The sequence below is a fragment of the Pseudophaeobacter sp. 1A16562 genome, assembly GCF_041008785.1.
GTDB lineage: Bacteria > Pseudomonadota > Alphaproteobacteria > Rhodobacterales > Rhodobacteraceae > Phycobacter > Phycobacter gallaeciensis_A.
The window spans coordinates 22,363-42,321 of the sequence record NZ_JAXGFT010000009.1 but is presented as its reverse complement, the minus strand read 5'-3'; the positions used below and the strand labels follow the sequence as shown (position 1 = coordinate 42,321).

At 61.9% G+C, this 19,959-nt stretch carries 18 protein-coding genes; 15 read left to right on the top strand and 3 right to left on the bottom strand.

Annotated features, from left to right (window positions below; translation table 11 throughout):
• Positions 1-33 precede the first annotated feature (33 nt).
• On the top strand, positions 34-1,116 hold the full coding sequence (locus SM764_RS13635) for an endonuclease/exonuclease/phosphatase family protein (protein WP_369002031.1): 1,083 nt from the start codon (positions 34-36) through the stop codon (positions 1,114-1,116).
• 98 nt (positions 1,117-1,214) lie between these two features.
• Here the strand turns inward: SM764_RS13635 and SM764_RS13630 are convergent, their stop codons facing one another.
• A complete protein-coding gene (locus SM764_RS13630) occupies positions 1,215-5,021 on the bottom strand; it encodes an efflux RND transporter permease subunit (protein ID WP_369002030.1) in 3,807 nt (1,268 codons plus the stop codon).
• Positions 5,018-6,268 carry an efflux RND transporter periplasmic adaptor subunit gene (locus SM764_RS13625; RefSeq protein WP_369002029.1) on the bottom strand — a complete coding sequence of 417 codons (1,251 nt, stop codon included), beginning with the start codon at positions 6,266-6,268 and terminating at the stop codon, positions 5,018-5,020. The genes SM764_RS13630 and SM764_RS13625 overlap by 4 nt, the downstream gene beginning before the upstream one ends.
• A 274-nt stretch (positions 6,269-6,542) precedes the next feature.
• Between SM764_RS13625 and SM764_RS13620 the strand changes: the two genes are divergently transcribed.
• The 5 genes from SM764_RS13620 (at position 6,543) to SM764_RS13600 (ending at position 12,081) form a co-directional block, all read left to right on the top strand.
• Positions 6,543-7,214: a hypothetical protein gene (locus SM764_RS13620; protein ID WP_369002028.1), complete on the top strand. Its 672-nt coding sequence runs from the start codon at positions 6,543-6,545 to the stop codon at positions 7,212-7,214.
• Between the two features lie 107 nt (positions 7,215-7,321).
• Positions 7,322-8,590, top strand: a complete 1,269-nt coding sequence (locus tag SM764_RS13615) for a PQQ-like beta-propeller repeat protein (protein WP_369002027.1) — start codon at positions 7,322-7,324, stop codon at positions 8,588-8,590.
• Positions 8,591-8,664: 74 nt separating this feature from the next.
• Entirely contained in the window at positions 8,665-10,131 is a 1,467-nt protein-coding gene (gene der / locus SM764_RS13610; protein WP_347510077.1) for a ribosome biogenesis GTPase Der, read from the top strand.
• 244 nt (positions 10,132-10,375) lie between these two features.
• Complete coding sequence (locus SM764_RS13605; RefSeq protein ID WP_369002026.1) at positions 10,376-11,359, top strand: fatty acid desaturase; 984 nt, start codon at positions 10,376-10,378, stop codon at positions 11,357-11,359.
• A 59-nt stretch (positions 11,360-11,418) separates the two neighbouring features.
• A complete protein-coding gene (locus tag SM764_RS13600; protein ID WP_368948110.1) occupies positions 11,419-12,081 on the top strand; it encodes a helix-hairpin-helix domain-containing protein in 663 nt (220 codons plus the stop codon).
• A 95-nt stretch (positions 12,082-12,176) separates the two neighbouring features.
• Here SM764_RS13600 and serS read toward each other — a convergent pair whose 3' ends face one another.
• Positions 12,177-13,469, bottom strand: coding sequence for a serine--tRNA ligase (gene serS / locus SM764_RS13595; protein ID WP_065270473.1), 1,293 nt, complete (start codon positions 13,467-13,469; stop codon positions 12,177-12,179).
• 195 nt (positions 13,470-13,664) lie between these two features.
• On the opposite strand from serS, the gene yajC reads away from it, so the two are divergent.
• The 9 genes from yajC (at position 13,665) to SM764_RS13550 (ending at position 19,947) form a co-directional block, all read left to right on the top strand.
• Positions 13,665-13,979 (top strand): preprotein translocase subunit YajC, encoded by a 315-nt coding sequence (yajC, locus tag SM764_RS13590; RefSeq protein WP_116560284.1) that lies wholly within the window; start codon positions 13,665-13,667, stop codon positions 13,977-13,979.
• A gap of 34 nt (positions 13,980-14,013) precedes the next feature.
• Positions 14,014-15,675, top strand: coding sequence for a protein translocase subunit SecD (gene secD / locus SM764_RS13585; protein WP_274829125.1), 1,662 nt, complete (start codon positions 14,014-14,016; stop codon positions 15,673-15,675).
• 1 nt (position 15,676) lies between these two features.
• Positions 15,677-16,645, top strand: a complete 969-nt coding sequence (gene secF / locus SM764_RS13580) for a protein translocase subunit SecF (RefSeq protein WP_065270470.1) — start codon at positions 15,677-15,679, stop codon at positions 16,643-16,645.
• 115 nt (positions 16,646-16,760) lie between these two features.
• Positions 16,761-17,114, top strand: a complete 354-nt coding sequence (locus tag SM764_RS13575; RefSeq protein WP_369002025.1) for an Mth938-like domain-containing protein — start codon at positions 16,761-16,763, stop codon at positions 17,112-17,114.
• Between the two features lie 58 nt (positions 17,115-17,172).
• Positions 17,173-17,790, top strand: a complete 618-nt coding sequence (gene ccmA / locus SM764_RS13570) for a heme ABC exporter ATP-binding protein CcmA (protein ID WP_369002024.1) — start codon at positions 17,173-17,175, stop codon at positions 17,788-17,790.
• On the top strand, positions 17,787-18,443 hold the full coding sequence (gene ccmB / locus SM764_RS13565; RefSeq protein WP_065270467.1) for a heme exporter protein CcmB: 657 nt from the start codon (positions 17,787-17,789) through the stop codon (positions 18,441-18,443). Before ccmA ends, ccmB begins: the two co-directional genes overlap by 4 nt.
• A gap of 82 nt (positions 18,444-18,525) precedes the next feature.
• The gene (locus SM764_RS13560; RefSeq protein WP_065270466.1) at positions 18,526-19,257 is read left to right on the top strand and encodes a heme ABC transporter permease; all 732 of its coding nucleotides are present in this window, start codon (positions 18,526-18,528) and stop codon (positions 19,255-19,257) included.
• Positions 19,254-19,415 (top strand): heme exporter protein CcmD, encoded by a 162-nt coding sequence (gene ccmD, locus SM764_RS13555; protein WP_065270465.1) that lies wholly within the window; start codon positions 19,254-19,256, stop codon positions 19,413-19,415. The genes SM764_RS13560 and ccmD overlap by 4 nt, the downstream gene beginning before the upstream one ends.
• On the top strand, positions 19,408-19,947 hold the full coding sequence (locus SM764_RS13550) for a DsbE family thiol:disulfide interchange protein (protein ID WP_065270464.1): 540 nt from the start codon (positions 19,408-19,410) through the stop codon (positions 19,945-19,947). Before ccmD ends, SM764_RS13550 begins: the two co-directional genes overlap by 8 nt.
• Positions 19,948-19,959 lie beyond the last annotated feature (12 nt).

The following is a 19,959-nucleotide window of genomic DNA, read 5'->3' as shown; positions in this document are numbered from 1 at the left end:
GCGCGGTGGGGTGAACGGGATAAAGAGTGTAAGATGAACGTGATACTGGACTGGGCTCTTTTTCTGTTCATCTGCGCAGTGCCGCTTTTGACCCTGCTGCCGCTGCTGCGGCACGAAGGCTGGTGGGTGCGGGGCTTTGAATTCCCGGCCTTGCAGATCACCACGGTCACCGTTGCTGCCTTGCTGGCCTATGTCTGGGTCTACGGCTGGCAGGGGCAGGGCGATAAAGCGTTGATCGTTCTGTTGCTGCTTTGCTCGGCGCTGCAGTGCGTACGGATCATCCGCTATACGCGGCTTTTTCCCTATCAGATCCAGTCGGCGCGGCAGATGCGCCCTGACGATCAGTTGAACCTTCTGGTGGCCAACGTCCTGATGACCAACCGCAACGCGCAGCCGCTGCTGGACCTGATCCGCAAGACCAAGCCGGATCTGGTCCTGACAGTGGAGACGGACGCGTGGTGGGAAGGACAACTGGAGCAGATCGAGGCGGGTTATCCTTACCGGGTGAAGCAGCCGCTCGATAACCTTTACGGGATGCATCTTTATTCCCGGCTTGAGTTGATCGACCCGCAGGTCCACTTTTTGGTGGAGGAGGGCGTGCCCTCGATGCATGGCTCCGTGGTTCTTGCCTCGGGACAGCGGGTTGCCTTGCACTGCCTCCACCCGGCGCCACCCAGCCCGACGGAGAACCCGACCTCTGCCGAGCGGGATGGAGAGCTGTTGCTGGTGGCCAAGACCATTGACGCCAGCGCGGGACCGGTGGTGGTAATGGGGGATCTCAACGATGTGGCCTGGTCGGCATCGACCCGGCTGTTCCAAAAGTTGAGCGGTCTTTTGGATCCGCGCATTGGACGGGGGATCTTCAGCACTTTTCACGCAGGCTACCCGCTGCTGCGCTGGCCGCTGGATCACGTCTTCTGCTCGGGCGATTTCACGCTGGTTTCGATGAAACGGCACCGCAATATCGGCTCGGATCACTTTCCCATTCAGGTGGTTCTGCAGCACACGCCGCGGGCGCGTCAGCTGCACCCGGAACCCGCGCCCGGCCCAGGCGATGAAGAGCTGGCGCAGAAGAAGATTGAAAACGTATCCGCGGATGAAACCGCCCTGCTGTAAGCCGTGCGGGCGCCAGAGGCGCAATGCTACGCAGCGAAAAGAAAGGCCCCGCATCTGCGGGGCCTCTTTTCATCTGGTTGTCTGCGCAGACGCGACGTTTACTCTGCCGCGCGCAGGGCGGGGCCTGTGCCCGGTCCTGTGTCGGGCTCGCTGTCGTCTGCCGGGCTCCTGTCGATCTCTTCCCAGAGCAGCTCGGTCGTGGGCAGTTTGCGCGCTTTCTTGGCCAGACGCATATCCTGCGCGATCCGGCTGGACCGGCCACCGGTGATGCGCGCCAGCAGGCGGCCCATCCACGACAGGTAGGTCGACAGCCAAACCCGGATCGACAGCAGCGATGGGGTCACCACCAGCGTCAGCACGGTTGCGATGCCAAGGCCAAAGACCACAGCGGTCGCCAGCTGCTTCCACCACAGCGCGGTGGGGCTGTTGATGGAGTAGCCACCGTCGATGAAGTCGAGGCTGATGCCGAACATCATCGGTGCCAGACCGGCCATGGTGGTGACGGTGGTCAGCAGCACGGGACGGATGCGTGCCTCGGCGGTGCGGATGATCGCCTCGATCCGGGGCATGTGCTGGCTGAACTCCTGATAGGTGTCGATCAGAACAATGTTGTTGTTCACCACGATCCCCGCCAGCGCCACGATACCGGTGCCCGTCATGATGATCGAGAACGGCTGCTGCATCACCATCATGCCGATCAGTACACCGGTGGTGGAGAGCACCACCGCCAGCAGCACCAGCGCCGAATTGTAGAAGCTGTTGAACTGGGCCAGAAGGATCACGAACATCAGCCCCAGCGCCCCGGCAAAGGCCTTGGACAGGAAGGCGCCGCTTTCCTCTTGCTCCTCCTGATCGCCGGTCCATTCCCATGTGATGGATTTGGGGAAGGGATCGGTGTCGAGCCATGTGGTGATGGCGGCCAGCCGTTCATTGGCGTTGACCGGCAGGATTCGGGCGTCCTCTGCGACGGCAGTGCCGAGCTCTTCAGCCGTATCGGCCTGATCCAGGGCGAAAATCGTATAGCGGTTGCCATTGGCAGCGGTGATTTGCCCCTCGGCCGCCGTCACGGTGTCAGGGACCGCTTTCAGCAACCCCAGGATCACGTCCTCGCCAGTATCGGGATCGGCTGTTACAACTTTGCTGAGGCCCGGCTCCACATCCGCCTTAACATCGTAATAGCGTTGCTGCTGCACCCTGCTGATCTGGGCCAGTTTCGGAACCGGCTGACGGGTGATGAAGTTGCTGAGCGGAACCAGACCGTCGGTGGTGCGAACCTTGAGGTTGTCCAGCGTCGACAGCACCCGGTCTTCATCGGGCAGGCGCACGCGGATCTCGATTTCCTCATCCGAGCTGTCCACCCGCATGGTGTCGAGCAGGATACCACGTGTCACCAGCTGCACCATGGCGCCCACCGTGGCCACATCGGCGCCATAGCGGCCCGCCTTTTCCACATCCACGTCGATCTGCCAGTCGATACCGGGCAGGGGCAGGGTGTCCTCAACCAGCGTCAGCCCCGGCATTTCGTCGAAATAGGCGCGCGCGGTTTCGGTGGCGGATGTCAGATCCTCCCAGCCGTCGCCCTTGATCCGCAGATGGATGGGTTTGCCCGACCCGGGGCCCTGTTCCAGCGCCTTCAGCTCGGCGACAAAGCCCGGCAGTTTTTCCAGCTCGGCGTTCAGTTCGTCGATCACTGTATGTCCGTCATAGGCCGAAGCGGTCACCTCGCGGGTCAGCAGATCGAAGAACCATGTTTCCGTTTGCGTCGGGCGATCTTCCCAGGGGATGATTTCGAACTGGACCTGACCAACGGTATCCTGCGGCGATTGCCCGCCGCCGGGGCCACCGGTATCAAGACCACCTTCACCCGCAAAAGAGAAGACGTTGATCACCGCCGGATGCGCTTTGATCACCTCTTCGGCCTGGCGCACCATTTCGTCCTTTTCATGCAGCGAGATATTGCCACGTGCCCTCACAAATGCCGTGGCTTGCTCCGGTTCGGATTCCACGAAGAACTCGACGCCATAGTTGTTCTCGCTGAACATCTGGAACACCGTCATGATGCTGAAGGCAACCGCTGCAATCGTGACCAGAGGCATGATTGGATTGCCCGCGATGAACTTGATGAAATAGCCAAACGGCGTATGGCGGTAGCCTGCAGAGACCACCTTTGGTTTGCGCTCGATCCGGGCTGCACCCAGCGCGGTGGAGGCGGCAAATGCCGACAGCACAAAGACCAGCGCGCCAAAGAGCGGCGGGATGGCACCGGGCATGGCGGCAGCAGCGGCGTCGGGCAGTAGGTAGCCCGGATTCAGCATCTGCATCAGACCGGCGAACATGCCCCAGATCGGCGGCGGCACCAGCAGCGCCCGTGCCCACCATGGCAGCACCGCACGCAGGCCTTGCGAGGTGCCTTCGAACACCCGGCTAATACGACCGGAGACGCCGCCCATGACCGGCAGGTAGACCAGCGCCACCACCAGCGATGCGGAGAGGACGAAGATCAGCGTTACCGGCAGCATGCCCATGAATTCACCCGGCACACCGGGCCAGAACAGCATCGGCAAGAAGGCGCAAAGCGTCGTCGCGGTCGAGGAGACAACCGGCCAGAACATGCGCTGCGCAGCCTCCACATAGGCGTGCATCGGGCCGGTGCCTTCGCTGATGCGTTTGTCTGCGTATTCCACCACCACGATGGCGCCATCGACCAGCATGCCCACGGCAAGGATCAGACCGAACATCACGATGTTGGAGACAGAGATCCCCATCAGCGCCAGCAGGGCAAAGCACAGAAGGAAAGAAGTCGGAATGGCAAAGCCCACCAGCAGCGCCGCTCGGCTACCCAGCGAGGACAGAACCACGATCATCACCAGCGCAATCGCGGTCAGGACCGAGCCTTCCAGCTGGCTGACCATGGAGCCGACCACGCGGCTCTGGTCGTTGGAGGTACCAAGCGAGATCGCCGCGCGCAGTTCTGCGGGCCACTTCTGCTCGGATTTGGCGATGGTTTCTTTCACCAGATCCACTGTGTCGATCAGGTTGAACCCTTTCCGTTTGACCACTTGCAGGGCAACGGTGTCTTCGCCGTCGAACCGTGCGGTGCCTTCGCGATCTTCGAAGGTATAGTTGATCTGCGCCAGTTCCCCCAGCTTGACCACCCGGTCGCCGTTGGTCTTGATCGGCAGGGCGTAAATGTCGCGCACATCGTCAAAGGACGACGGGATCTTGATCGAGAAGGTGCCTTGCGCGGTTTCAACCTCACCCGCCGCGATCAACTGGTTGTTGTTCTGTACCACGTTGATCAGTTCAAGCGCGGTCACGTTGTAGGATTCCAGCCGCAGCGGGTCGATCACCACCTCGACCATCTCATCGCGGTTGCCCGCGATGGGGGCCTCCAGCACCGCATCCAGCGATTCCAGATCGTCCTGCAGGTCCTTGGCGATGCGCGCCATGGTCCGTTCCGGCACATCGCCGGTCAGGTTGACGATGACGATTGGGAATTCGGAAAAGTTGATTTCCTTGATGACGTATTGCTCGGCCGCTGACGGGAAATCCGCCTGCGCCGTATTCATCGCATCGCGCACATCGGCGATTGTGGCGCTCTTGTCCCAGCCAAAGTCGAACTCCAGCAGGACACCGGCGTAATTCTCTGCCGCGGTGGAGGTCATTTCCTTCAGCCCGTCCAGATCGACAAGCTCCGATTCCATCGGCTTGACCAGCAGACTTTCGCTGTCTTCGGCGGAAATGCCGGGAAACTGCACCGAGACGTGCAGCATCGGAATGTCGATGTCCGGCTCGCCTTCTTTTGGAAGGCTGACATAGGCAAACCCGCCCACCAGGAGCGAGATCACGATAAAGGCCAGAACCATGCGGGCCCGGTCTGCGGCCCAGGAGACTATGCCGGTCATTGCATCGCCTCCTGATAGGTGGGTGCAACGGGCACGCCTGCGGTGACGAAGTCCTGACCGACGACGATCACGTCAGCCTTTTCCGGCAGGCCGCTGACCCAGACGCCCTCGGCCGTGTCGCGCAGCAGGGAGACCAGAACGAAGCCGGCAGTTTGATCCTCGCGCACGATCCGCACGCCGAGCCGCCCATCGTTGTTGAGGGTCAGCGCCGATTGCGGCAGCAGATGCGCCTTGGTGCCCTCTGCGGAGATCACGATATCGGCGGTCTGCCCGTCGCGGATCTTCAGGTCGGGATTGTCGACGGTGATTTCGACCTCAAAGGTGCGTGTGGTCGGATCAGCCGAACGGCTGACGAATGTGACCTCGCCCTGAACCCGCGCGCCATTGGCCAGTTCGGCCCCGGCCAGTGCGCCAAGATGCACCCGGTTGACTTCGGTTTCAGGCACAAAGCCCACCACCTTGATGGTGTCCAACTGGATGACGGTCGCACAAAGGCTGCCCGGCTGCATCAGGCTGCCGATTTCTGCGGTGTCGCTTTCCAGGAGGCCGTCAAAAGGCGCGGTAATACGCAACCGGTCGATTTCCTTGCTGGTGGAGGCGACCAGCGCCAGCGCGGATTCGATGCCCGCACGCGAGGTTTCCAGACCACCCTGCGCCGCCGCGATCCCGGCAACGGCCGTGCGTTCGGCCGCCCGCGCCGACGCCAGCCGTGTTTCCGAGGCGTAGCCTTCCTGCGACAGTTTTTCAGCCGCCGTCAGGTTTATGGTCGCTTCCTTGAGCCGGGCGTTGGCTTCTTCCAGCTTGGCTTCGGCTTCGGGGGTACGGGCGCGCGCTTCGAGCAGACGGGCCTGCGCTTCCTGGTGCGCGGCCAGCCGGGTGCCCGGATCCAGCTCGCACAACAGATCGCCCGCCTTGACCTGCGTGCCCTTGCGCAGCGGCTCTGACAGCACGGTGGATGTTGTTTCGGCCTTGACCTCGACCTGACGTGCGGCCTGTGTCTGGCCGCGCAGGATTACGGCGCTGTCGAGCGGCCGCGCTTCGCTGCGTTTGACGACGACGCCGACGCGTTTTTCTGCAGTGACCGTGACACTGGCCGCGCCTTCGGCAGAGGGTTCGCTTTCAACGGTCTCTGTTGCTTCGGCAGCAGTCTCGCCCCGGGCGAAGGCAAACAGATCCTCCCGCTGCAGGACCAGGAAATACAGTCCGGCGGTGACGGCAATCGCGGTCAGAAGGGGTATCAAACGCATTTCGGGCCTTTCTCAAATAACACTGAGCAAGCCACAACCATTGGCTGGGCTCTCCAAGAGGGTTCCGCCAGACACCCGGGAAAAAGTCATAGTAAGCATGTAGGCATTGTCCATACTAAACAAAGCAGTTCACTTCATATTTTTACCCATTGTTTCAGGCTTGCGCCCGGATTGCCGGATATTGCGGCTCTTGGCTTGTACCCGAAGGCGCGTTAAGAGAGGCGTCACGTGAGACAATTTTCCGGCACAGACCGGGCATATCGGGGACATTTTCATGAGCGACACCGACAGCTTTATCGAAGAGGTGACCGAAGAGGTGCGCCGGGACCGCCTGTTCCTGATGCTGAAACGCTATGGCTGGATCGGTGGTCTGGCCGTGGTGGTCATCGTGGGCGGTGCCGCCTATCGCGAATATTCCAAGGCGCAGGAACTCGCTGCAGCGCAGGCGCTTGGCGATGGCATGATTGCTGCGCTGGCAGCTGATGAACCTGCAGACCGCGCCGACGCACTGGCGCAGGTGGCCGCTGGCTCTGAAACCGGCGCTGCCGTGGCCAAGATGATGCGCGCAGGCGCCCTGGCCGAAGCCGAGGATACCGAGACCGCCGTTGCGGTCCTCAGTGAAGTCGCCACCGATGGCGAACTGCCGCTGGTTTACCGTCACATCGCCAGCTTCAAGGCGCTGGCCCTGCAGGCAGAGACGCTGAGCCTTGAAGAGCGCCGCCTGCAATACGAGGCCTTGGCACAGCCCGGTGCACCTTTGTCGCTGCTGGCGTCCGAGCAACTTGCACTGCTGGACATCGAAGCCGGTGAGACCGAGGCCGCAATTGCGCGTCTGCAGGCGATTACGGCGGATGCGACTGTCAGCCGGGACTTGCAAGACCGCGCAACTCAAGTGATTGTAGCACTTGGTGGAAAACCGGACGCGGCAGACGCGCCGGAAGGTTAAAAGGCGCCGCGCGGAAGGTGCGCGGAGAGGGAAACGAATTGCGGGGCAGGGCAATGACGGCAGCTAAATCCATTTCTCGCGCGCGGGCGCTTTTTTGCGGTAGCGCGATGGCTCTGGTTCTGGCCGCTTGCGCCGAACCCGAGGTGATCCTGCAAGGGCAGCGCGAAGACATCCGTCCCGATGCCAATATCGAGGTGGTCAACCAGTCGCGGCCAATTTCCCTGCCCAGCCAGACCGTCAACGCTTCCTGGGCGCAGACGCACGGGCTTCCGGCGCAGCGCACCGCGCATCCGGCGCTGTCGACGGCGCCGCAATTGCAGTGGGCCGTTTCCATCGGCGAGGGCGACAGCCGCCGCCAGCGCATCACCGCCCGCCCCGTTGTGGCTGATGGGCGTATCTACACGCTGGACAGCGCGGCCCGCGTCAGCGCGGTCTCTCCGTCTGGTCAGATCCTGTGGCAAAGCGATCTGATTCCCGCCCGCGAAAGCGAAGGTCAGGCAACCGGCGGCGGCATGGCCTATGACAGGGGTGTTCTTTACATCTCCTCTGGCTATGGCGTTCTGACCGCGCTGGAGGCCAGCACCGGCAAACAGATCTGGCGTCAAAAACTGGAAGCCACCGGTTCGGGCGAGCCGATGGTGCGCGACGGGCTGGTTTATCTGGTGGCCGGGGATGATACCGGCTGGGCCGTCAACACCTCTGATGGCCGCATCGCGTGGCAGGTCGAAGGCGTTCCGAGCCCCTCGAACGTGCTGGGCGCACCTTCGCCAGTGATTGCCGGGGATTACGTCATCTTCGCCTTTGGCTCCGGCGATCTGGTCGCCAGCTTCCGCCGTGGCGGTGTGCGCCGCTGGAACGCCTCGGTGGCGGGGCAGCGCGTCGGCACCACGCTGGCGCGGATCAGCGATGTCACCGGTGCGCCGGTGGTGGTCGGAAACCGTGCCTTCGTGGGGAACCATTCGGGCCGCACCGTGGCGATCGACACCAACAATGGCGATCGCATCTGGACGGCTCAGGAAGGGGCCATCGGTCCGGTCTGGCCTGCGGGAGGCAGCCTGTTCCAGATCAGCGACCGCAACCAGCTCCTGCGTCTGGATGCCTCCAGCGGAGAGGTGATCTGGGCTGTGGATCTGCCGGGCTATCTGAAGGACAAGCCTTCTAAACGCGGCGCTGTGGTGGCCCACTATGGTCCGGTGCTGGCAGGTGGTCAGGTGATTATCACCTCCAACGATGGTCAGATTCGCATGTTCGATCCCCGTGACGGCAGCCTGACGCGCAGCATCGAGGCCCCCGGCGGCGCGACGACCGCGCCGGTTGTTGCGGGTAAGACCCTTTATGTGGTTTCCTCGAAAGGGGAGCTTCTCGCCTTCCGTTAAAGCGTCGATCGGCTCTGGCCGTAAGACAGCAGATGCGCTATGGGGCGCGTCTGAATCGCAAAAAGTTGGGTCCGATGTCTTTTACCCTCGCTATCGTGGGCCGTCCGAATGTGGGCAAGTCCACCCTGTTCAACCGCCTTGTCGGCAAGAAACTGGCCTTGGTCGATGACCAGCCGGGGGTCACCCGTGACCTGCGCGAAGGCGAGGCCCGCCTTGGCGATCTGCGGTTCACCGTCATCGACACCGCCGGCCTTGAGGATGCCACCGACAATTCGCTCGAAGGGCGCATGCGCCGCCTGACCGAACGGGCGGTGGATATGGCGGATGTCTGCTTGTTCATGATTGATGCGCGCACGGGTGTGACCCCGGTGGACGAGATGTTTGCCGATATCCTGCGCAAAAAATCCGCGCATGTCATTCTGGCGGCAAATAAATCCGAAGGCTCCGCAGCCGATGCCGGGGTTTTGGAAGCCTATGGCTTGGGCCTAGGGGAGCCGATCCGACTGTCCGGCGAGCATGGCGAGGGTCTGAATGATCTATATTCCCAGCTGCTGCCGATTTCGGAACGTTTTGAAAAGACCGCGCAGGACAATGCTCCGCTGACGGACGTGTCTGTGGACGAAGATCTGGACGACGAGGATGCCGAGTACGAGGTCCCTCAGCCAACGATGGACAAGCCGCTGCAGGTGGCTGTCGTCGGCCGTCCCAACGCGGGCAAATCGACCCTGATCAACAAGATCCTTGGTGAGGATCGCCTGCTGACCGGCCCCGAGGCGGGGATTACCCGCGATGCGATTTCGCTGAAGATCGACTGGGCAGGCACGCCGATGCGGGTCTTTGACACTGCCGGTATGCGCAAAAAAGCTAAGGTTCAGGAAAAGCTGGAAAAACTGTCCGTATCGGACGGGCTGCGCGCAGTGAAATTCGCCGAGGTCGTGGTGGTGCTTCTCGATGCGGACATCCCCTTTGAACAACAGGACTTGCGGATCGCCGATCTGGCCGAGCGGGAAGGGCGTGCGGTTGTTGTCGCGGTCAACAAATGGGACATCGAGGACAACAAGCAGGAAAAGCTGAAAAACTTGAAAGAGGCCTTTGCCCGGTTGCTGCCGCAGCTGCGCGGGGCGCCGCTGGTCACGGTATCGGCCAAGACCGGCAAGGGGCTGGACCGGCTGCACGCTGCCATTATGCGTGCCTATGACGTCTGGAACCGCCGGGTGCCCACCGCGGCGCTGAACCGTTGGCTGACTGGCATGCTGGAGCAGCACCCGCCGCCTGCGCCGCAGGGCAAGCGGATCAAGCTGCGCTATATGACCCAAGCCAAGACGCGCCCGCCGGGGTTCGTGGTGATGTGTTCCCATCCGGACAAAATCCCGGCCAGCTATACCCGTTATCTGGTGAATGGTCTGCGCGAGGATTTCGACATGCCCGGCACGCCGATCCGGCTTTATATGCGCGGGCAGGCGGACAAGAACCCCTACAAGGGCCGTAAGAAAGCCGCGCCCTCGAAGCTGCGCAAACACCTGGAAGGGCGCAGGGACTGATTCCAGGCGCTGCCCCCCAAGGGCTTGCGCGCCCTAGGCCAAAGACCAAAATTTTTGCTGGACCGGTTCGCATCTGCGGGCCGGTCCTTTTCACACGTTGAAATCCGTTGCCAAGCCATTAACATTAAATGGCATTGGCAGGGCGTCAGCCGATTTTCTGATCTTCCCAGCCAATGGAGTTTTTAAACGTCAAGCGCCCGGAGATTTTACACCGGCGTCACAGAGCGTATTTAAGGGAAGTCTCATGGACCTGAGAACTTACACGCGTGAATATACAAAGAAAGATAACCGCCTGGCGGCATTGAGTTATTTCGGCACCTTCGCGGTCTACTTTCTATCCCTCTACTTGGCCATCGCCTATGTCGAGCGGTGGTATATCCTGATTCCAGCAGGGGTGATCTTTGCCTTTGCGGCGGTGCGGCTTTATGTGCTGCAGCATGATACCGGGCACCATTCGCTGTTCGAAACCCGCAGGCAAAACGAAATCGCGGGCCACGTCCTGTCGCCTTTCACCTTTGCGCCGTTCGAGGTGATGAAGCAGAACCACAACCTGCACCATGCCAATATCGGCAATCTGGAACACCGGGAAACCGGCGAGATACACACGATGACCCTGCGTGAGTGGAAAGAGGCGGGGTTCTGGGAGCGGCTGACCTATCGGCTTTACCGCAATCCGTTGGTGCTGGTGCCGGTGGGGTCGGCCTTTACCTATTTCATTCGCTACCGCTGGCCCAAGAACACCACCAAGTTCGGCATTCTGGGGGTGCTGCTGCATAACATGGTGATCATTGCGCTGATTTCCCTGCTTTATTACGTGGCAGGCCCGACGGGTCTGTGGGTGTGGCTGGCATTCTCGTTCCTTGGCGGCATGATCGGGGTGTTTCTGGTCTATCTGCAGCATAACTTTGAAGACACCTACTGGGATCGTCGCCCGGATCTGAACCCGCAGGAGGCAGCGTTGCAGGGGTCCTCCTGCCTGGATTTCGGCTGGTTCTTCGATTTTGCCGTCGCCAATATCACACTTCACGACATCCATCACTTCAACGCCCGCATCCCCAGCTATCGCCTGCGCAAGTGCCATTATAATCTGCCGCCTGAATTTGCGCTGCGGCGGATCTCATTTGGTGAAGCTTTGCGCGCTTTGTCTCTGAAACTATGGGATGAAGAGCAAAAACGCCTGGTGCCCTTTCCGGCCGGAAACGCGCATTGCATACTAAGGGCACGCTAGGTACGGCAGCCCATTCCGGCAGCCCGTGTAGCTGCCGGGAAAAGAAAAGGAAGATTGAAATGACGGCTCTCAAGGATCTCAAAGGGGTTGGTCCCGCGCTGGAAAAGGCGCTGAAGGATCAGGGGATCACGTCGGTCGAGGCGCTGGCAGCGATCAGCGAAAAAGATCTGAGCAAGGTACCCGGCATTGGGGCCGCGCGCGCCGCGCGCCTGAAGCAGGCCGCCGTTGCACCGCAGGCCGGGGCTGTGCCCGTACAGCCGCGTCCGACCGCGCCAGTGCGCACCGGGCGCCCTGCCGCAAGGCCGACGAAGGTGACCCGTGAGGTCCCGCCTGAGGATGCAACCCAGCTGAACGCTGCGCTCGCCGCCGCCGAGGCGGCCCGGCTCGCGGCTGAGGAAAAAGCTGCCAAGGCCAAGATCAAGGCGCGCAAGGCCGCCAAGAAGGCCGAGGCGCTGGCGCTGGAAATGGCCGAAGCGCGCGTGAAGGCCAAGGAAAAGGCCAAACGCATGAAGGCCAAGGCGCGTAAGGCGATCGAGCGGGAAAAGGCCAAGGCTGAAGCCATCCTGGCCCGCAAGAAGAGCGGCGGAAAGCTGGATGCAAGCGATAAGGCCACCAAGGAGAAACCCGGAAAGGAAAAGCCGGGCAAGGCAAAAGCCGAAAAGGCCAAACCAGCCAAGGACAAAACGGCAAAGGCGAAGAAATCCAAGAAGACAAAGGGTTGAAGCCAACGCCTGCGACGCGCCTGTAGCACGACAAAGAAAAACCGGCCCGCATTCTCGGGGCCGGTTTTCTTGTTTTCAGGTCTGGGGAGCTGGGCTCAGGCCAGTGCGCCCTCTGCCGTCAGGGTCAGCTTACCGCCCAGATAGGGCGCCAGCGCCTCAGGCAGTTTGACCGATCCATCCGCCTGCTGGCCGTTTTCCAGAACCGCGATCAGGCAGCGGCCCACGGCCAGGCCCGATCCATTCAGCGTGTGCACGAACTCGGGCTTGCCACCGCCTTCGGGGCGGAAACGCGCGTTCATGCGGCGGGCCTGGAAATCGCCGGTGGTCGAGACCGAGGAAATCTCGCGATAGGCATTCTGGCCGGGCAGCCAGGCTTCGATGTCATAGGTGCGGCGCGCGCCAAAGCCCATGTCGCCGGTGCACAGAATCACAGTGCGATAGGGCACGCCCAGCTTCTCCAGCAACCCTTCGGCGCAGCGCAGCATGCGTTTCTGCTCGGCGTCGGACTCGTCCGGGTGGGTGACCGAAACCATTTCGACCTTTTCGAATTGGTGCTGGCGCAGCATGCCCGAGGTGTCGCGGCCCGCGGAGCCCGCTTCGGAGCGGAAGCACAGGGTATGCGAGGTCATGCGGATCGGCAGTGCGCTGGCATCGAGCACATCCTCTGCGACGGAATAGGTCAGCGGCACCTCGGAGGTCGGCACCAGCCACCAGCCATTGGTGGTCTGATAGCTGTCCTCGCCGAATTTCGGCAGCTTGTCGGTGCCATACATTGCTTCGTCGCGCACCAGAACAGGGGAGTTCACCTCGGTAAGGCCATTCTCATCGACGTGGGTGTCGATCATGAACTGTGCCAGCGCCCGGTGAATGCGTGCTACTGCGCCTTTCAGGAAGACAAAGCGCGAGCCAGAGACCTTGGCGGCGGTCTCAAAGTCCATGGCTGTTGCGACGCCGGTGATCTCAAAATGTTCCTTCGCGGTGAAATCGAACTCCGCGGGCGTGCCCCAGCGGTTGACCTCGACGTTGTCGTCCTCGTCAGCCCCATCCGGCACATCCTCGGCGGGGTTGTTGGGCAGGCGGGCCAGCATGTCGGTCAGCTTGGCGTCGAGCTCCTTGGCTTCGGTCTGCAGAGCGGCAACCTCGGCCTTCTTGCCGGCAACTTCGCTGCGCAGGCGTTCGAACTCTTCCTCGTCGCCCTTGGCCTTGGCTGCGCCGATGGCCTTGGCGGCCTTGTTCTGGGCGGCCTGTGCTTCTTCGGCGGCCTGGATCTTGGCCCGGCGCGCCTCGTCCAGAGCCAGCACCTCAGAGGACACAGCCGCATCCCCACGCCGCGCCAGAGCGGCGTCAAAAGCGGCAGGATTTTCGCGGATCGCGCGGATGTCGTGCATGGGGTGGCTCCTGTATAAGAGACGACGTTGAATCAGTGCCAAACCTATGCCCGAGCCGCAGCCAAAGAGGAAGAGGGCACAACGGGGTTTGTATAAGGGTGTTGCAAGGCGGAATCTGCACATCGTCGCACCGCCTTTGCCTTGCAACTGTCCAGACCAGCGCATAGGTTCGCCTGCAAAATAAGGCAGCCCCGCATGGGCTCTCCAGACAGAAGGAATATCCCCTTGGACGCAAATACGATTGGCCAGTTTCTCCCGCTCATTCTGATCTTTGCGATCATGTACTTCCTGCTGATCCGCCCGCAGCAGAAGAAGATGAAGGAACACCAGAAAATGGTCGAGAACCTGCGCCGCGGCGATCAGGTGGTGACCCAGGGTGGTCTGATCGGCAAGGTTGCCAAGATCAAGGAAGAGAACGAGGTCGAAGTCGAAGTCGCCGAGGGCGTCAAGGTCCGCGTTGTGCGCTCGACCATCGCTCAGGTGCTGTCCAAGACCGAGCCGGCAGCGTAAGATGCTGATCTTAAATATCTGAAAAGGCAGGGCAATGCTGCAAATCGATCTCTGGAAGAGGGTGCTGATCTGGCTGGTCTGTGTGGCCGGCCTTTTGCTAGCCCTGCCAAATGCGTTCTACACCCGTGTCGAACAGGCCAATGATGCCGTCGCCGCGATCGAGATGAAGGGGGAGACTCCGGAGCGGCTCGAACAGGCGGGGCAATGGCCCGAATGGATGCCTTCGGGGCTGGTCAACCTGGGCCTTGATCTGCGCGGCGGTGCGCATCTGCTGGCCGAGGTCAAGGTCGCCGATGTCTATGCTGCGCGCATGGATGCGCTCTGGCCCGAGGTGCGCGATGCACTGCGCCCCGAGCGGGCCACCATCGGCACCTTCCGGCTGCAACCGGCACCGGACGGGCAGATTCGCGTCAAGATCTCCCAGCCCGAGGGCATGGCCCGGGCGCTGGAAGTGGTGCGTGGGCTGGCAAGTCCGGTCACCAGCCTCACCGGCGGCGGGGCAACGGATATCGTCGTTTCTGCCGAGGGTGATGTGATCATCATCGAACTGAGCGAGGCCGAGCGCCTTGCCTCGGATGACCGCACGGTGCGCCAGTCGCTGGAAATCGTGCGCCGCCGGATCGATGAGGTCGGCACCCGTGAGCCCACCATTCAGCGTCAGGGCGCCGACCGGATCCTGATCCAGGTGCCGGGTATCGGCAGTGCCTCTGAGCTGAAAGAGATCATCGGCACCACCGCGCAGCTAACGTTCAACCCAGTTGTGGGACGCGGCAATGACGCCGACGCCCGCGCCGGTGTCGGCAACAAGGTGATCCCGTCGCTGGATGAAGAGGGCGTGTTCTATACCGTCGAAGCCGCGCCGGTGGTGACCGGCGAGGAGCTGGTGGATGCGCAGCCGTCCTTTGACCAGAACGGCCGCCCGGCGGTGACCTTCCGCTTCAATACATCGGGCGCGCGCAAGTTCGGCGACTATACGGCGGAAAACATCGGCTCGCCCTTTGCGATCGTACTGGATGACGAGGTTGTCTCGGCGCCGGTCATTCAGGCGCATATCCCCGGTGGCTCCGGTATCATCACCGGTAACTTCACCATCGAGGAAAGCACTAACCTGGCCATTCTGCTGCGGGCAGGTGCCCTGCCGGCCGGATTGGAGTTCCTCGAAGAACGCACCATCGGCCCGGAACTGGGGCAGGACAGCATCGACGCGGGCAAGATCGCGACCATTGTTGCCTTTGTCGCGGTGCTGGTCTTCATGACGCTGTCCTATGGTCTCTTCGGGATCTTCGCCAATCTGGCGCTGATGCTGAACGTGGCGCTGATCTTTGGCGCACTCAGCCTGATTGGCGGTACGCTGACGCTGCCTGGTATTGCCGGGATCGTGCTGACCGTCGGTATGGCGGTGGATGCCAACGTGCTGGTGTTCGAACGGATCCGCGAAGAGTTGAAAGCGGGCCGGGGTCCGGCGCGCGCCATCGACGAAGGCTACTCCAAGGCGCTGAGCGCTATTCTTGACGCCAATGTCACCACCTTCATCACCGCTGTGATCCTGTTCGCCATGGGATCCGGACCGGTACGCGGATTTGCGATCACGCTGGGCCTTGGCATCATGACCTCGGTGTTCACGGCGATCTTCGTGACCCGGGTGATGATCGTGATGTGGTTTGAACGGCGTCGTCCGAAAACGATTGAGGTATAAGATGCGGCTGAAACTTGTTCCCGAAGGAACCTCTTTCGATTTCTTCAAACGCTGGAAGATCTGGCTGGGCGTCTCGGCGCTGATGATGGTGGTGGGCTTTGCCTCCTTCATGCTTCAGGGGTTGAACTTTGGCATCGACTTCCGCGGCGGTACCACGATCCGCACCGAAAGCACCGAAGCCATTGACGTTGGGGTCTACCGCGATGCTATGTCGCCGCTGGAGCTGGGCGATATTTCGATCACCGAAGTGTTCGACCCCACCTTCGACGAAGACCAGCACGTTGCGATGATCCGCATCCAGTCCCAGGCGGATGGCGAAGCGATTTCGGGCGATGTGATCGAGGCGCTGAACACCGCGTTGGATGCGGTGGCGCCGGGTATCAAGTTCGTTTCGGTCGAATCCGTGGGCCCCAAGGTGTCCGGAGAGCTGGTGCAGACAGCCGTCATCGCCGTGGTTCTGGCGATTGGTGCGGTGCTGGTCTACATCTGGCTGCGGTTCGAATGGCAGTTCGCGCTGGGGGCCGTTGCGGCGCTGGTGCACGACGTGGTGCTGACCATCGGCATCTTCTCGGAATTGCAGATCAAGTTCGACCTGGCGATCATCGCGGCGCTGCTGACCATCGTCGGCTATTCGCTTAACGATACCGTGGTTGTCTTCGACCGGGTTCGGGAGAATCTGCGCCGCTACAAGAAGAAGTCTCTGGCCGAGGTGCTGAACCTGTCGATCAACGAAACGCTGAGCCGCACCATGATGACCTCGGTCACCACGCTGATCGCTCTGATCTCGCTTTATGTGCTGGGCGGCGATGTGATCCGCGGCTTTGTCTTTGCGATGATCTGGGGCGTCATTGTCGGCACCTATTCGTCGGTCTTCGTGGCCTCGACCATCCTGCTCTGGCTGGGGGTCAAACGCGACTGGTCGAAACCCTCGACACCGACCGGCAATCAGTTCGCCAATATCGACGCCTGATCCGGGCGCAGCAAATGACTACCAAAGGCCGCAGGCATCGCTTGCGGCCTTTTGCTTTTGCCCCATCCTGCCCCGTGGTAGGAGAGTGGCAAATCAGTTTCCCGGGAGATGCCTCATGCGCCTGAATGAAGTGACCTATTCCGATGCCGTGCCGGTGGATGGCTATGGCGAGGGGTTCTTTCGCATCGGCGGAGAGGTGCATCACGGCGCCGTTCTGACCGGCACCCGCGGCACGGTGGCCTGGGGGGGCTATGATGATCGGGAGGCGCTTCTGGCGCTGGCGGACAAGGTTGACGTTCTGTTCATCGGCACCGGCGCCGAAGTGGCGCATATCCCGGCAGATCTGCGCCGCGCGCTGGAAGGCGCCGGGATCGGGGTGGAGACGATGAATTCCCCCGCCGCCTGCCGCACCTATAACGTTCTGCTGTCCGAAGGGCGCCGCATCGCCCTGGCCGTATTGCCGGTGTGAACCGGACCGGGCGGAATACGGCTTTTGCGCCGGGCCGCAATGGGATAGTCAGTTATTCATGACATTGAATGTAACCGATCTCAGCATTGCCCGTGGCGGGTTGCCGGTTCTGGAAGGGCTGAGTTTTCAGCTTATGCCCGGCCGTGCCCTGATCCTGCGGGGGCCGAATGGGATCGGCAAGACAACGCTGTTGCGCACCATCGCCGGGCTGCAACCGCCGCTATCTGGGCAGATCGACGGCGCCGAGGATCAGATCGCCTATGCGGCCCATTCAGACGGGTTGAAACCGGCACTTACGGTCACGGAGAACCTGACATTCTGGGCGCGGGTCTTTGGCTCTGCCTCCATCACGCCTGCGCTTGAGGCCTTTGACCTCACCGCCTTGCAGGACCGGCCCGCCGGGGCGCTGTCTGCCGGACAGAAACGCCGTCTGGGCCTGTCGCGGATGCTGGTGACAGGGCGCCCGATCTGGGTGATGGACGAGCCGACCGTCAGCCTTGATACCCGCTCGGTCACCATGTTCGCGGATGCGGTGCGGGCGCATCTGGGGCAGGGCGGTTCGGCATTGATCGCCACCCATATCGACCTGGGCCTAGCCGAGGCTGAGGTGCTGGATGTCGGCCCCTTCAAGGCGCGCCTGCCTGCGCTTGATGATTTTGACGAGGGCTTTTTATGATCGCTCTTCTGATGCGGGATCTGCGGCTGGCGGTGCGGGCCGGAGGCGGCTTTGGCCTTGGGCTGGCGTTTTTCCTGATCGTGACGGTCATGGTTCCCTTTTCGGTGGGGCCGAATTCCGAGCTGTTGACCCGGATCGCGCCAGGCGTGTTGTGGCTGGGGGCGCTGCTGTCGTGCCTGTTGTCGCTGGACCGGCTGCTGGCGCTTGATTGGGAGGATGGCTCGCTGGATCTTCTGGCCACCGCGCCGCTGCCGCTGGAATCTGTTGTCACCATCAAGGCGCTGGCGCATTGGATCACCACTGGCCTGCCGCTGGTGCTGGCGGCGCCGGTGCTGGGCGTGCTGCTGAACCTGCCCGGTCCGGGGTTTTCCTGGCTGGTGATTTCGCTGTTTCTGGGCACGCCAGCCCTGTCGGTGATTGGCACCTTTGGCGCGGCGCTGACTGTGGGGCTGAAACGCGGTGGGCTCCTGTTGTCGCTGTTGGTGATGCCGCTTTACGTGCCGACGCTGATCTTTGGCGCCGAAGTGGCCCGCCGCGGTGCCGAAGGCATGGCCGTGCAGACGCCGCTGTTGATGCTGGCGGGGATTTCCGCAGCGGTGATCGCGCTTCTGCCCTTTGCCAGCGCCGCGGTCTTGCGTATCAATCTGCGCTGACCGGGATGCTGCGAAAGAGCTGCGACGAAAGAGCAGGGAACAGAGACTTGAAACTTTGGGAGCGGGGAACAAGATAGCCACCATGTCGATTTGGGAATACGCCAATCCGAAGAAATTCCTGACCACCACCGAGCGGGTGATGCCCGCGCTGTGGATGATCTCGGGCCTGCTGATGGCCGTGGGGCTGATCTGGGGTTTCTTCTTCACACCGGACGATTATCGTCAGGGCTCCACCGTCAAGATTATCTTCCTGCACGTGCCCTCGGCGCTGATGGCGATCAACGCCTGGTTCATGATGCTTGTCGCCTCGCTGATCTGGCTGGTGCGCCGTCACCACGTCAGCGCCCTTGCGGCCCGTGCCGCCGCGCCGGTAGGCATCGTGATGACGCTGATCGCGCTGGTGACCGGGGCGATCTGGGGGCAGCCGATGTGGGGCACCTGGTGGGCCTGGGATCCGCGCCTGACCTCCTTCCTTGTCCTGTTCCTGTTCTACCTTGGCTATATCGCCCTTTGGGAGGCGATTGAGGATCCGGACACGGCAGCGGATCTCACCTCGATCCTTTGCCTTGTCGGCTCGGTCTTTGCGGTGCTCAGCCGCTATGCGGTGAACTTCTGGAACCAGGGTCTGCATCAGGGCGCCTCGCTCAGCCTTGATAAGAAAGAAAACGTCGCGGACGCTTTCTCCAACCCGCTTTATGTCTGCATGCTGGGCTTCGGGGTTTTCTTTCTCGCAATGGTGTTCTACCGCACCGGAACTGAAATTCGCGCCCGCCGTATCCGGGCGCTGATGGCACGGGAAAAACTGGACACATGATGCCTGATCTGGGGAAATATTCGGAGACCGTTTTGTCGTCCTACGCGGCGTCGATTCTGCTGCTGGTTCTTCTGGTGGCCGTCACCCTGTGGCGTGGCCGCCGGGTACGCGCCGAGATGGAGCGGCTGGAGCAGAACCGGGTGAAGCGCAATGGCTAAGATCTCTCCTTTGATGGCGGTGCCCGTGGTGGTGTTCGCCGGTTTTGTCGGTCTAGCGCTGGTAGGCATGTTCCGCGAGGACCCCGAAAGCCTGCCATCTGCCCGCGAAGGGCAGACCGCACCGCCGGTGGTGCTGGACGAATTTACCGGCAAGCCGTCGTTTGACGATGCAACCCTGCGCGATGGTACGGTCAAGCTGGTGAACTACTGGGCCAGCTGGTGCGCGCCCTGCCGCGCCGAACACCCGACGCTGGAGGCGCTCTCGGCCGAGGGCGTGCCGATCTACGGGGTCAACTACAAGGACCAGCAAGACAACGCCGAGGCCTTCCTCAACGAGCTGGGCGATCCGTACACGGCGATTGGCCGGGACGAAAAGGGTCGCATGGCGATCGACTGGGGCCTTTATGGCGTACCCGAGACCTATGTGATCGATGGTGAGGGCAAGATCGTGCTGCGCTTTGCAGGGCCGCTGACTAGCTCAGTCGTTGAAAAGACGCTGCGCCCAGCGATGGAAAAGGCGGCTGGTCAGTAGATTTTCGGATCT

Bases quoted from the DNA above. Each gene is read 5' to 3' on its own strand.
- SM764_RS13605 (WP_369002026.1), top strand. From the start codon at position 10,376: ATGGACCTGAGAACTTACACGCGTGAATATACAAAGAAAGATAACCGC.
- SM764_RS13635 (WP_369002031.1), top strand. From the start codon at position 34: ATGAACGTGATACTGGACTGGGCTCTTTTTCTGTTCATCTGCGCAGTG.
- serS (WP_065270473.1), bottom strand. From the start codon at position 13,469: ATGCACGACATCCGCGCGATCCGCGAAAATCCTGCCGCTTTTGACGCC.
- secF (WP_065270470.1), top strand. From the start codon at position 15,677: ATGCGGCTGAAACTTGTTCCCGAAGGAACCTCTTTCGATTTCTTCAAA.
- secD (WP_274829125.1), top strand. From the start codon at position 14,014: ATGCTGCAAATCGATCTCTGGAAGAGGGTGCTGATCTGGCTGGTCTGT.
- ccmB (WP_065270467.1), top strand. From the start codon at position 17,787: ATGATCGCTCTTCTGATGCGGGATCTGCGGCTGGCGGTGCGGGCCGGA.
- SM764_RS13615 (WP_369002027.1), top strand. From the start codon at position 7,322: ATGGCTCTGGTTCTGGCCGCTTGCGCCGAACCCGAGGTGATCCTGCAA.
- SM764_RS13620 (WP_369002028.1), top strand. From the start codon at position 6,543: ATGAGCGACACCGACAGCTTTATCGAAGAGGTGACCGAAGAGGTGCGC.
- SM764_RS13600 (WP_368948110.1), top strand. From the start codon at position 11,419: ATGACGGCTCTCAAGGATCTCAAAGGGGTTGGTCCCGCGCTGGAAAAG.
- yajC (WP_116560284.1), top strand. From the start codon at position 13,665: ATGGGCTCTCCAGACAGAAGGAATATCCCCTTGGACGCAAATACGATT.
- SM764_RS13630 (WP_369002030.1), bottom strand. From the start codon at position 5,021: ATGACCGGCATAGTCTCCTGGGCCGCAGACCGGGCCCGCATGGTTCTG.
- SM764_RS13625 (WP_369002029.1), bottom strand. From the start codon at position 6,268: ATGCGTTTGATACCCCTTCTGACCGCGATTGCCGTCACCGCCGGACTG.
- ccmD (WP_065270465.1), top strand. From the start codon at position 19,254: ATGATGCCTGATCTGGGGAAATATTCGGAGACCGTTTTGTCGTCCTAC.
- SM764_RS13575 (WP_369002025.1), top strand. From the start codon at position 16,761: ATGCGCCTGAATGAAGTGACCTATTCCGATGCCGTGCCGGTGGATGGC.
- der (WP_347510077.1), top strand. From the start codon at position 8,665: ATGTCTTTTACCCTCGCTATCGTGGGCCGTCCGAATGTGGGCAAGTCC.
- ccmA (WP_369002024.1), top strand. From the start codon at position 17,173: ATGACATTGAATGTAACCGATCTCAGCATTGCCCGTGGCGGGTTGCCG.
- SM764_RS13560 (WP_065270466.1), top strand. From the start codon at position 18,526: ATGTCGATTTGGGAATACGCCAATCCGAAGAAATTCCTGACCACCACC.
- SM764_RS13550 (WP_065270464.1), top strand. From the start codon at position 19,408: ATGGCTAAGATCTCTCCTTTGATGGCGGTGCCCGTGGTGGTGTTCGCC.